Below are 13,572 nucleotides of genomic sequence, written 5' to 3' on the forward strand. Positions count from 1 at the left end.
GCGCTTCTCTACCAAATAGACCGCATCTCCCATACTTCCATAGATTTAACGACAAGCTCTCCATCTCCCCAGATCTCTAGCCCCAAGGCATCCCTACGGCTCGGATAGACCCGGGTCGTCAGGCTTTTCAATCCGTTGGCATAGGCTTCGACCATCGAGTGATCCAAATAGATGTGAAGCTTCAAATTCTCACCTAGCAGCTCCAGCTTACCGCCCTGAACTCCTCTGCACTTTTCTCCCGGATGAAGCGTCGTTTTTGTCCGATCCGCCAAGAGTTTAGCTTCATTGGAATCATAGTACAGCAAGGTTTCCTCTTCTCCATCCGGCGTACAACGGACCTTGATTCCGAGTCGAGCGGCATTCACCGGCTCCAATTCCACTTGAATCTCAAGCATGTCACCCTGAACGTCCCTCAGCAAAACATTAGCCTCCACCAACAACTTGTCACGGAACGATAGCCGCTTGGCGCCTCGCAGGGACTTCAGCTCCTGAATCGGCTCGATTCCCAGCCGTCCGTCTTCCCGCAAATAAACACTTAATGGCAAGCCAGCGTTATGAGCCCAGCCCGATTGATACTCCAGCTCAGAGGTCCGGTCGCCTTGAGCGATCGTAAAGACGATGTTTCTTCCGGTTTTTGGATCGACCATTCCGCTCGGGCCGGTAAAATGGAAATCGCCAACATCAATCAGTTCAGGCTCCTCCCGATCCGGAATGAACGAGAGATGTTCTTTATCAAGCCGCCCGATCCAATAGAACACCTCGACATCGGCGCCTTTTCCCACAGGGCTGACCAAGAGAAGATGCTTGCTCTCCCCCTGCTTGTCGGTGCCAAGAGGAAGAAGGACAGGGAGCTCCCAGATCGGCCCAAGATAGGGGAACTTCTGAATATCCGCTTGATAAAAGGGCCCTTTGTACGTCCAATTCAGCATATCTTTTGACGCAAATGCCAGGGCTGCCCCGCCTTCACCTTCGATTCCTGATCCAACCAGAGCATACCAGCCTTCATCGTCCTTCCACACGAACGGATCGCGAAAATCCCCGAATGCGCCCATTCCCTTCTCCTGTACGATGAGCGGCTCGGGATGCTTGATCCATTGAACCAAATCCGGGTCGCCATCCCGGGAATAAGTGCTTCGTGCAAGCGCCACGCTCTGATTCGGCGAAGCGTTGTCATTGCCTGCCGTAAAGAACAGGACAGGCAGACCGTCCGCATCGTAAGTAGCGCTTCCTGACCAGATCCCGTCCGGAGCGAGCTGATCCTTTTCAGGCGCCAGAGCCACGGGAAGATCACGCCAATGCACGAGATCCTTACTGACCCAATGTCCCCAATGGATGTGATAAAAGAAAGGCCCTAACGGGTTATGCTGATAAAACAAATGATATTGCCCGTCAAAATAGATCGGCGCGTGCGGTTCATTCATCCAATGGGCGGGTGGGCTGACATGATACTGCGGTCTATGCCGTTCCTGCAACAGAGGCGTCCGATCCAGCTTGATCTCGTCATAATGCAACTGCGGCTTGACGCCTCCATGCGCGGAATCCAGCACCTGCCGGTAAGAAACGGCCACTTCCTCAGCACTTAAGGCCCGGTTGTAAATCTTCAGTTCATCGAGGATACCGCTAAACATCTGGAGATTGAATTTTCCCGCCCACAGGCTGCTGTGATTATTTTTGCCTATGAGCAGGTCCATGTCCGTTGCCTCGACAATGCGGGAACCGGGAGGCACGGCGGACGAAGCAATTTCGTTGCCATTCAAATACAGCTTGATTTCGCCTTGATCCCCATCGAATATCGCGCTTACGTAAGACCATTCATTCTTGGGCAGCTCGTGGCCGTCCGGTGACCAAATTTCCTTCCAGCCGCCTTCTTCAAGCCCCACCTGAAAGGACCAACGGCCGTGTCGGAACATGCCAAGCAAATATCCCTGCTTGCGGTCCTTATCATGACGGTTCACAATGGCGGTCAACTTCCCTTCATAGCCCCAATCATAGGAGCGCGGTGCAACCCACACTCCTATGCTTAGTGCCGAAAAAGATTCCTGCCCGCCCTTTGCGGCTCCTTCATTGACCGGATGAGCAATAAAAGTCGAGTAACCGTCGAACAGGAGCCCGCTTCCCTTTACTCCCTTTCTCCACTGCGGGCTGGTTGGTTTCGTAAACTCCGCTTGGTTAAAAACGTACTGAATCTCATTCCGGACTTGAGATACGTTCTCCAAAGCGCTTGCTCCCGCTCCTTCATCAAAAGGCCAATACATGATTAATCCCTGGTCACCCATTGGGCGGCTCATGTATCATCCCTCCCTACAGTCGGCTCAGCAGTGCTACCGGGGATAGTAATGGATTTAAGCGTATGGATCTGAAGCGAATCCAGGACAACCTGCCCTGATTTCGTGCTTACCTCAACATGCTCAATCGGTGCGTCAGGAAAAATTTGATCCGTCAGTGCAACCAGGCCATGCTCCGCATACACTTCAACGGAATTGCGGTCCAGCCAGATATGCAGCTTGATCTTTCCATTCAACGCAGCGATTCGCGCACCGTGCTTGCTGGCAAACGATGAGTGGAAATCAGTAACCCCCGATTTTGAACGGTCGATAAACAGCCATTGGCGTTCAGGATCGTATCCGATTACAATCTTGCTACCCCCAGAGGATTTCAACCCGATGTGAACTTCTTCACCGGCCCGGATATCGATATCCGCTTCAATCTCCAGCAAATCTTCCTTTACTTTCTGCATAAAAGGAGTTTCTGGCGTAACAATGACGTCATTCCAGCGCATGGATTCTTTACGCAACTGCTCCGTTTCCCGAACAGGCATTTGGGTCAAAGTCAACCCTCCGTCCCGCTCGGTCAGTGACAAGACGCGAGGTAGAGTCATAGCCCCTCTCCACGAACCGGTAGGGGTCTCGTTGGCATACTTCCAGTTACTCATCCATCCGATGATCACGCGGCGTCCGTCTTGTTCGGGGATATCCGACCAGGTCACTCCCGCATAGTTGTCCCTACCATAATCCAGCCACATGATATGATCGGCCGAATTGTCATTCATGAAAGTTTTTCCGTCGAACTCTCCGATAAAATACTGCGTTCGCGATCCTTCCGGACAGTCGGGATGATCGCCGATGCTGATGATAAGTACCCATTTGGAACGACCGGTATCATCAATCGGCAATTCAAACAGATCAGGGCACTCCCACACTCCGTCATGTGAACCTTCACCCTTACCGAATTCACCGGTCAGCGACCATTCGCGCAGATTTTCGGACCGGTAAAACCGGACATGGTCTCCCGCCACAAGAGCCATAATCCAATGCTCGCTTTGCGGATGCCAGAACACCTTCGGGTCCCGGAAGTCGACCAGATCATCCTCTGCAAGGACTGGGTTCCCTTCATATTTGCGCCAGGTATGACCTTTATCGCTGCTGTATGCCAAGCTTTGCCGCTGGCGCGGCTGCCCGGTCTCCGGATGCGTATCCGCATGGGTAAAGAGCGCAACCAATCCATGAGAATCTTCGAACAATCCGCTGGTATTGTTCCAGTCCACCACACAGCATCCGGAGAAAATAGCGCCGTGCTCATCCGGGAACAGAGCGATCGGCATATGCTCCCAATGAACCAGGTCTTTGCTTACGGCGTGGCCCCAATGCATCGGCCCCCATTTATTGCCGTAAGGATGGTGCTGATAGAATAAATGATAGCTTCCCTCGTAAAATACTAATCCATTCGGATCATTCAACCAGTGGGATGGAGGCGAAAAATGAAACCCCGGTCTGAAACGAACCTCCTTATACTTTTTATTGGACTCTAGCATTTTGTTGATCTCTTCTGTCGTCGGCATTGCTCCAAGAGCCCCCTTCCGTGTTGTTACCAACGCCCCGCCGGCATTAGCGAATGTCAGCATACTAGTGATTTGTTGATTGGTTAGATCATATAAAGGACTTCCGGTTTCCAGGATCTTATACAGCAAGCAGCCCAGAAAAGCATCCCCGGCTCCGGTCGTGTCGATGACCTTGACCTGGAACCCCGGCACATATCCATCCTGACCAGCCAAACGGTAATAGCAGCCTTTTTCCGCTAAAGTAACGACGATCAATGCGATACCGAATTGCCGCTGAAGCTCCAATGAGCCTTGTTCAACATCGCCGGTACCCGTTATAAAAAAAAGCTCTTCTTCCGATATTTTTAAAACATCGGCATACTGCATGCCCCAAAGAATATTCTCCTTTGCTTCCTCTTTGCTCTCCCATAAGGCAAACCGGATATTCGGGTCGAACGAGAGCAACGCTCCTGCTTCCTTTGCCTTTAGAACCGCCGTCTTCGTTGCTGCACGAGCCGGTTCATGGGTCATCGACAACGAGCCGAAATGTAGAGCCTGACACGTTTCGATCCTGCCCAGCGGAATATCCGAGGAGTGTAAGAAGGTGTCCGCTCCCGGCTTCCGGAAGAAGCTGAAGGATCGGTCTCCCTCGTCATCCAGATGGACAAATGCCAGCGTTGTACTCGCTTCGTTGGTATAAGAAACTCCAGACACATCAACTCCGGCACGAAGCAAGGTATTGTGCAGCAAGGAACCGAATTGATCCTCTCCAACCTTGCTAATCAACGACGATTTGGCACCTAACCGGGATAGTGCAGCGGCTACGTTAGCCGGAGCTCCTCCAGGATTACATTCAAACTGCTCGTTACCTCCCGCTGTGCGTCCAGCCGGAGTAAAGTCGATTAACACTTCCCCGATCGCGATGACATCAAGCACAGTTTCTCCCCACCTATCATCTAGTTATTTATTTTTTTAGATTTGCGTTATAGCGATCCAGCCCGTTTTGATAAATCTCCATCAATTCATTCAGGCCCATCTTCTCCAGTGTCTTCACATAGCTGTCCCACTGCTCATCTATGCCGCCTTCAACCATGAACTTGGCTCTTTGGGTATTGACATACTTAATCAGTTGAGGTTCAATCGTGTTGATTTTGTCCAGTTCCTCCGGTTCAAAGAAGATGCTTGGATAGTTTTCCTTTTCCATGTATGGATTGTAATACTGCTCCAGATCTTTGGCTCGCTGCTGGGCACGCGGCTCCATATCCACAACTTTTCCGAAGTCATCAAAAGTAATTACACCAGGAGCAGCGGTACCTGGAGCTACCTTTTGCCGGAACTCGCCTGCAGAGGTTCCATCGGGAAGCGGCAAGTTCACCAATTTTCCGTTTTCGTCTTTCTTGAATACAACGTCCAGCGGGCCCCAATGGATTTGGGCGGCCATGTAAGGTTCAAACTGCTGATCGATCCAACGCATGGTAATTTCCGGATTTTTGTTTTCCTTTGTAATTACAAAGGCCCCGCGTCCTGGACCACCGCCATTGGCGCGTCCGATCGTTTGATCCCCATTTGGCCCTTTCAGCGGAGACAGCAGAACATAATCCTTACTCCGTCCAGCCCCGACAACCTCTTCAATTTCCCACCAAACATAAGAGCCTAGCGTTTCGTCAGTCGTTTTGCCTTTTGCCAGATATTGCGCTGTCTCCTGGGTAAAGGACTCAGGGTCGATCAAGCCTTGCTTATACCATTTTTCATGAATGTAATTCAAAGCTTCTTTATATTCGGGCTGAGTTGCGGTAAAAATAACTTTCCCGTCGCGGACGACCCGATGCTCAAGATTATCCGGAAGACCGAAAGCGCCGAAAATTCCGGCGATATCCATACACCACTGCATGTGCATAAAGCTCAAGGGAATTTCATCCTGTTTACCGTTGCCGTTCGGATCCTGTGTTTTAAAGGCAAGCAGTGCTTCCGTGTATTCATCCAGTGTTTCCGGCACTTTCAGACCCAACTTATCCAACCAGCTTTTATTTATCACGTGAAAGAAGGGGTTCGTTCCAAGGTTATTCTCTTCCCAGGACGGCAAACCGTAGATGTGCCCATCCGGTGCCGTAATCGTTGATTTGATGTCCGGCCGGCGCTCAAGAAGCGCTTTCAAGTTAGGCGCATATTGATCAATTAAATCCTCCAGCGGAATAATGGTTCCGTCTTTACCGTAATTGATTAACTCGTAATCGGTGAATTGAGCTGCATAAAAGGCATCCGGCAAATCTCCACTCGCGAGTAACAGATTTTTCTTTTCCGCATAATCGGTGTCAGGAATGTTCTCCCATTTGATCTGCACATTCGTTTCCTTTTCTAACCGCTTGAAGATTTCCATCTCCGAGAACACGGGTGCCAATGAAGCTTTCGGGGAAACCATTTTTAATGTCACAGTATCGTTTACAATCGGAAGACCGGTTTTGTTGAAGTTGAGTTCTTGATCCGGACTATTCGCCTGATTTTTTGACCCGTTACCGCTTCCCGAGCATCCGCTAAGCACAAACGCTCCCGCTAACACAAGAATTCCTGCATTTTTGAATAAAGACTTCAAGTAAATAACCTCCCTTTTATTCATCCGACAATGCACTGCTCTTCTTTTTCATTTGTCCGATTTCGCTGCACATTCCCCCTCTCAAGCACCATGCCACATCAGCCTTTGATCGAGCCGATCATCACGCCTTTAACAAAGTACTTTTGCAGGAAAGGATATAACATCAACAGCGGCAAACTGGATACGATGATGACACCGTATTTGATCAACTCGGTAACACGCATTTTTGCTGCGTAAGATTCCACATCGATCATCATCCCGGAGTTGACCTGGTTTTGAACAAGAATGTTGCGTAACACGAGCTGCAGCGGATACTTTTTTTCATCGTTCAGGTAGATCAATGCGTCGAAGAAACCATTCCAGAAGCCGACAACATGATACAACACCATGACGGCCAGGATCGATTTGGACAATGGCAGGACGATGCTCCAGAAAAATCTGGTGTTGGAACATCCGTCAATAGACGCCGCTTCCCACAATTCATCCGGGATGGACGATTGAAAAAAGGTCCTCACGATAATCACATTGAATACGCCGCCTGCTCCAGGTATAACAAGTGCCCAGATCGTATTCAGCATGTGAAGATCCTTGATCAGCAAATAAGTCGGGATCAGCCCTCCGCTAAAAAACATGGTAACCATCAAAAACCACATAATCGCCGATTTCCCTACCAGATCTTTACGAGCTAACGGGTAGGCTGCGAAGACAGTCACGGCGACGCCGATTATTGTTCCGAGTGTCGCGTATAAAATCGAATTGGCATACCCGATCCATATGGATGAATCACTAAAGATTCGTTCATAACCATCCAACGTGAAACCTTTGGGATACAACCAGATCTCACCCGAGTAAATATAATTGGGATCACTGAATGACGCAATCAGTACAAAATACAACGGGAATAATACGAGCAGCATAACGATGGACAACAAGAAATAATTGATGATGTCGAACCCGATGTCCCCTCTGCTCTTTCTTTTCAATAACTGATTCAAGATGAACTCCTCCTACCACAGACTAGTTTCTGTCATCTTTTTAGCAATCCGGTTAACGGTAACAATCAGAATAATATTAATTAGCGAATTAAACAGGCCAACTGCCGTAGAAAAGCTGTATTGAGCCTTCTGAATCCCCATTTCATATACATAGGTCGGGATAATATTGGAGGTGGCATAATTCAAATCGCTCTGCATGAGAAAGGCCTTTTCAAAGCCGATGCTCATCATGTTGCCGAGGGCGAGAATCAACAGAATGACAACCGTTGGCAAAATGCTTGGAATATCCACGTTCCATACACGTTTCCACTTGCTTGCCCCATCCATAATTGCAGCTTCATGCAGTTCCGGATTGACCCCGGCAAGCGCAGCGAGGTAAATAATCGTTGAGAAACCTGTCTCTTGCCATACTCCTGATAATATATACAAAGGTCGGAACCAGCCTTCATCGGCCATAAAAAGAATGGGTTCTCCCCCAAACCAGGTGATAATATGATTCACGATTCCGCTGTTTGGAGATAGAAAAACATTAAGCATACCGACAAGCACAACGGTAGAAATAAAGTGCGGCGCATAAATCACGGTCTGTACAAATTTCTTGTATCTCTTTCCAAGCATCTGATTCAGCATCAGCGCGATAATGATCGGGGCCGGAAAGCCGAATAACAGAGAAAGGAAACTGAGTGAGAGCGTATTCGTGATGATCGTCCAGAAATTATAGGAATTAAAAAAATCGATAAAGTGTTGAAATCCTACCCATTCGCTCCCCCAGATCCCCTGACTCGGCGAAAAATCCTTAAACGCGATTTGCACGCCGTACATCGGATAATACTTGAATACGAGATAGAGAATAATGATCGGCAGCAAAAACAGATACAATTCATAATCGCGTTTGACTCTGCTCCATCTTTTGCGATTTGGTTTAATCATGGAATGATCCCCCCCGCTGGTTCTTGGATTCACTCTTATACTCCCTTTCAAAATAAAGTAATCAGCTGTTTTGAAACGTTTCCAAATCAATACAAGAAAAAACGCCATTAGATCTATATCATGAATCAACCGAGGAAGTTGATGTTTTTCAAACGTTTATAAGAGATGGCGTTCGAACTTGAAACGTTTCCAATTCAGAGTGGAAAAACTTCAGTCGGTAAGGTCATGCTTGATAACTGATGTTTTTCCTCCCCGATATAGGGATCATGTAGTTTCACCTTGCTTAAAAATGACGGGAATGCGGTACACTTGTTGTTCTAAAGGTTTGCCCTCGATCTTGTTATAAAGCAATCTAATTGCCGTTCGTGCCATCTCTTCCACGGGCTGCCTGATCGTTGATAAGATAGGATGAAAATAGGGATGATCCTGAATGCCGTCATAACCAATGACCTTTACATCCTCCGGAACGCGAATGCCCTGCTTGCCTGCTCTTTCTATATAGCTGGCGGCTAACATATCCGTAATCGCAAAAATACCGTCCACATCGTCATGCTCACTTAGAAACTCCTTAAAATAGGCATCTTCATCCACAATGGGGTCCGGTTTTTCGTAGATGACAACATCGATTCCCAAAGTTTGCGCCTCATGTAAGAACCCTTTTTTTCGGTTCATGGTTTCACTAAAGACGGAAGTAACGCTTCCCAAAAATGCCGGCTTTCGGGATCCTGCCTGAACAAGCTCCCTTAAAGCTAGGCGTCCTCCCTCATAATTATCCGATGTCACGCAGGTGATTTTCTTGTTAAAGTGTCTGTCGATACTCACGATCGGGATGTCGTTGCTAACATCATTCTCGATATCATTGTAGGTTATGCCGACAATGCCAGCCACTTTATTTTGCCTGAGCATATCCAGATAATACAGTTCCTTCTCAGGCTTGCCGCCGCTGTTGCATAGCATAAGCTTGAAGCCCTCACGGTCCAGTTCATCCTCGATGTAGTAAGCCAATTCGGAGAAAAAAGGATTCCAGATGCTGGGGAGCAGTAAAGCTACCATCTTCGATTTCTGCATCTTGAAATTTCGAGCCACTTCATTCGGAATATAGTTCAGTTCTTGTATAGCTTCCTCTACTTTTCTGCGTGTAGTGGGTTTTACAGCACCGGAGTTGTTGATGACTCTGGACACGGTTCCCACCGCAACGCCAGCTAAGTTAGCTACATCTTTAATGCTTGCCATATTACCCCCCCGAGCCCTCTTATGAACCATATAATATCACCAAACTGGAAACGTTTCAATAATTATTTTGGAAACGTTTCAACATCTGAATCAAGAAGTCTCCACAACAAAAAGAAACAGGTAATTCTGATGGCTGGGAAGGAATCCTCGAACACATAAAGACCGAGCATGGCTCGGTCCAACACTAAGTTTTGATATATTACACGGATTTCGATCTATAGTATAAATACTTTTTTATTTCTTCTTATAAAACTCATGATACAGCTTCATGAGCGCTCTTTTCTCGATCCGTGACACATAACTCCGGCTGATGCCGAGCTCCTTGGCGATTTCGCGCTGGGTCCGCTCCTCGCCACCATGCTCCAACCCGAAGCGCCCCTTAATCACTTCCTGTTCGCGTTCATCCAAAATATCGAGATTACGGTAGATCTTGCTTTTCTCCATTTTGAGCTGGACCCGGTCCACGACGTCGTCGGCTTCCGTGCCGAGGATATCAATCAGCGTGATCTCGTTTCCTTCCTTATCCATTCCGATCGGATCGTGCAGCGACACGTCCTTGCGGGTTTTCTTGAGCGATCTTAGATGCATCAGAATTTCATTTTCGATACAGCGGGCGGCGAACGTGGCCAGCTTCGTACCCTTGTTCGGCCGGAAGCTTTCGATCGCCTTAATGAGCCCGATCGTTCCAATGGAGATGAGATCCTCCAGGTCCTCGCCGGTGTTATCGAATTTTTTGACGATGTGCGCCACCAACCGCAGGTTATGCTCGATCAGCAAATTGCGGGAAACCGCATCGCCTTCGGCCATTCGCTGCAGATGCCTCGTTTCCTCTTCCTCCGTTAAGGGCTGGGGGAACGCGTTGTTTTTTACGTAGGACACAAGCAGAGTCAGCTGTTTGATAAACAATGCAATGGCAGTAAACAATCCGGGCAAAGAAGACACCTCCTGCTGAATCTCATGACAATGAAACAATCGTTCTTCATGTGGGATCATTTCATTCTATGTGGGCAGGGGCCCAACCGTGCCTGTACGGGGAAAAAGAAATCGACCCTTCCGTATCTTCCGATGCGTATACTATCAGTGTTTTAGGCAAGCACGAACTTTCCTAAAACGCATAATTTGGATAGACAATAGCCAGCAAATCGAACAGGACTCCTACTGCATGACAAATGATTGGGGTACGCCATACTTATGAAGCCATTGCATCACTTCTTGGTTCCTCTGGTCTTGATGCTTGTCCGCTAACCCATGCCGACCATCCGGGTATAAAACGAGTTTCACGGTCTTACCCGCTTCTTCCATTTCATCTGCAAAATCTTGAACGGTTTGCCAAATGAGACTTTCATCGGCAGTCCCTTGCAACAGAAGCACCGGTGCCTGAATGTCGGGAATTCGATCCAGTATCGAATAATCACCTTTCGATTCGGGATTGACATTAATTAAGCTATATCTTACATAACCTGCCGTCTCCCTGTTCTCCGCTACAATTTCAGGTGAAGTTACGTCCGGATGCTCATCTAACCAGCGTAAATTTACATCCCAACCCACAAAAGGACTCACACCGACAACAGCTTTTACGTCCTGCCGCTCGGAAGCTAATCTTAAAGCCACGCCGCCGCCCATTGATGCCCCAAGCAGGTATACCGAATCCGGTTTTACGCTTCCGGTGGAAATTGCCACTTTAATTGCGTTCTCTGCATCCCGTGTATTCTCCGCAATGCCTTGTACGTGGCCATCGCTCTCCAAATATCCATGATAGAGGGGGTACAAGTAAACCACTTCATCACTCATATAACTAAAACCGAACGTAAAACCAAAATCATAATGAGAAAGTTCCTTACGTTCAAGAGCGTATCCCCCGTGAAGATGAACAACCAGTGGATATTTTCCGGGAGCCTTGGGAACCGTCAGATATGTTAGGACTTTGATGTTATCACTCTTATAAAATACCTTGTATATATCAATATTCGGATTTTGACCAGGCACTTCTATTAGTTCTTTAGAGATAATCTCTATATCGCTCTCTGGTGGATCGGTTGCTTTACAGCTGGATAACGTGGCTGTAATTAATATAATTATAATTAGCATCAAAAGTAATGCTCTGCTTCCCACATAACCATAATATGCCAATTTATCACATCCTTCTCAATAATCTAGTTCTCTTTTAAACGGCGCTTGGCAACTCGCTATGACAAGAAAGCGATCATGTTCAAGGCTTTTTGGCGTTGATTTTGATAAGGATATGACTGAATTAGGTAGGCTCTAAAAGCCAAGTAGAGTTAGGTTTATGCTTCCAAATAGTCTATTATTGATTTTTATATCGAGTAGGAGGCTACCCATTAGTTGAGTAGCCGACCTCTCACACCACCGTACGTCAGTCTGTCTAACAATTATTGAACTCTCCGTTTTCGGGCATGGAAATGGATGACCTTTGTCGAATCTCTGTATCTAAGGAGATGAGCGTATATGCCATTTATCGAAGGTGAAGATAGACATCAAATTTATTTATTTCCAAATACGTTGGACGATTTTGTAGAAGAAGAAAATCCTGTCAGAGTTATCGATGCGTACGTCGATAGCTTGACCCTAGAAGAGTTGGGATTTCAGATCTATTCGGGCTCCAAAGCGGGGCAAAAGCCTTACCGCCGGGAAGAGCTTCTCAAGCTCTATCTTTACTGTTATATGAACGGTATCCGATCCTCTCGCAAGATGGAATCCGAGACGAAAAGAAATATTGAACTGATGTGGCTAATTGGTAAACTCCAGCCGGATCACGGCACTTTATCTGCTTTCATGAAGAGTAACCAAACGGCCATAAAAAAGCTGTTTAAAGAATTCACCTTAATGTTAAAAGGTTTCGGGTTAATCGATGGTCGGCTTGTCGCGATTGACGGCACAAAAATAAAGGCGAACTGCTCTAAAAAGAAACACTTTAACGACAACATTATCAGTAAGAAGCTGGAGCATATCGATGAAAAAATCGATGCCTATTTACGCGACTTTTTAACAGAGGACAATCGCCTCAAAAAGCAGGAAATCACAGAAAAGTTAGAAGTCTATCAAGAGAGAATGCACGAGCTACAGGTCATGAAACAAGAACTCAAGGAAACAGGTGAAAAACAGCTTTGTGTTTCCGATTCGGATGCCAAATCAATGAAAAACAACGGGAAGCATGAAGTCTGCTTCAATGTTCAAACTGTAGTGGACAGCAAGTATAAATTGATCGTGGACTGCGATACGGTTAATGATGTCAATGATCAAGGGCAACTTTCCAATATGTCAAAGAAAATAAAGCAAGTTTTCCGTGATCAAAAAAGCACAATTCTGGCCGACACAGGCTACTACAACTACCTTGAAATCATCGGCGTTGTCGACGAAAGCACCGAGCTCTTAATTAAGCCGCAGAAGGGAAAGCAAAACAAAGTAGCTAGCGGATTTGATAAAGAAAACTTTGAATATGATGCCGTAAACAATAGATATATTTGCCCGTTGGGTTATGAATTACCTTTCAAATGGAATGGAAAACAAGATGGAAAAGAGTACAGGCGGTACACATGTGAAGCCTTTGATATCTGTGGACAAAAGGATCTCTGCACGTCTGCTAAAGGCGGAAGGTCGGTAACCAGACTTAAAGATGAAGAACTGATCGAACAGATTGCCGAAAATACACGCAGTCAAAGTCATATTTATAAGCAAAGAGGGGCAATCGTTGAGCACCCTTTCGGAACAATAAAGCGTCACTGGGGCTATACACACTTTTTAACACGAGGGCTGGCATCAGTAGGCACTGAGACCAACCTAATTTGTCTTGCCTACAATCTCAAGAGAATAATAAAAATAAAGGGAGTGAATGAGCTCGTACGTCACTTCAGATACCGAGCTCATTCGATTTCTAAGATGCGCAACGTTTCTTTGGGTAAAATCGCATGAATTTAGATTTTGCAGAATGCTCAGCAATCAATTGTTAGACAGACTGACGTACCGTTCGGTATACGGCGGTTCAACCG

The 13,572-nt window shown here is 47.0% G+C and carries 9 protein-coding genes; 1 reads left to right on the forward strand and 8 read right to left on the reverse strand.

Annotation, left to right across the window (positions count from 1 at the left end; translation table 11 throughout):
- Positions 1-8: 8 nt before the first annotated feature.
- From V4U84_RS14310 to V4U84_RS14345, 8 genes are all read right to left on the reverse strand, one after another.
- A complete protein-coding gene (locus V4U84_RS14310; RefSeq protein WP_334077409.1) occupies positions 9-2,288 on the reverse strand; it encodes a GH32 C-terminal domain-containing protein in 2,280 nt (759 codons plus the stop codon).
- Complete coding sequence (locus tag V4U84_RS14315; protein WP_334077410.1) at positions 2,285-4,753, reverse strand: PfkB family carbohydrate kinase; 2,469 nt, start codon at positions 4,751-4,753, stop codon at positions 2,285-2,287. Before V4U84_RS14315 ends, V4U84_RS14310 begins: the two co-directional genes overlap by 4 nt.
- 28 nt (positions 4,754-4,781) lie before the next feature.
- The gene (locus V4U84_RS14320) at positions 4,782-6,407 is read right to left on the reverse strand and encodes an ABC transporter substrate-binding protein (RefSeq protein ID WP_334077411.1); all 1,626 of its coding nucleotides are present in this window, start codon (positions 6,405-6,407) and stop codon (positions 4,782-4,784) included.
- 98 nt (positions 6,408-6,505) lie between these two features.
- Entirely contained in the window at positions 6,506-7,402 is an 897-nt protein-coding gene (locus V4U84_RS14325; protein ID WP_334077412.1) for a carbohydrate ABC transporter permease, read from the reverse strand.
- A 12-nt stretch (positions 7,403-7,414) separates the two neighbouring features.
- Entirely contained in the window at positions 7,415-8,332 is a 918-nt protein-coding gene (locus tag V4U84_RS14330) for an ABC transporter permease (protein ID WP_334077427.1), read from the reverse strand.
- A gap of 264 nt (positions 8,333-8,596) precedes the next feature.
- Positions 8,597-9,565, reverse strand: a complete 969-nt coding sequence (locus V4U84_RS14335) for a LacI family DNA-binding transcriptional regulator (RefSeq protein WP_334077413.1) — start codon at positions 9,563-9,565, stop codon at positions 8,597-8,599.
- 234 nt (positions 9,566-9,799) lie between these two features.
- Entirely contained in the window at positions 9,800-10,498 is a 699-nt protein-coding gene (gene sigK / locus V4U84_RS14340) for an RNA polymerase sporulation sigma factor SigK (RefSeq protein WP_334075178.1), read from the reverse strand.
- Positions 10,499-10,720: 222 nt separating this feature from the next.
- Positions 10,721-11,695: an alpha/beta hydrolase family protein gene (locus tag V4U84_RS14345; protein WP_334077414.1), complete on the reverse strand. Its 975-nt coding sequence runs from the start codon at positions 11,693-11,695 to the stop codon at positions 10,721-10,723.
- 336 nt (positions 11,696-12,031) lie between these two features.
- Between V4U84_RS14345 and V4U84_RS14350 the strand changes: the two genes are divergently transcribed.
- Positions 12,032-13,495, forward strand: a complete 1,464-nt coding sequence (locus V4U84_RS14350; protein ID WP_334077415.1) for an IS1182 family transposase — start codon at positions 12,032-12,034, stop codon at positions 13,493-13,495.
- Positions 13,496-13,572: the final 77 nt, after the last annotated feature.

Origin of the sequence: Paenibacillus sanfengchensis (assembly GCF_036864765.1) — a bacterium.
GTDB lineage: Bacteria > Bacillota > Bacilli > Paenibacillales > Paenibacillaceae > Fontibacillus > Fontibacillus sanfengchensis.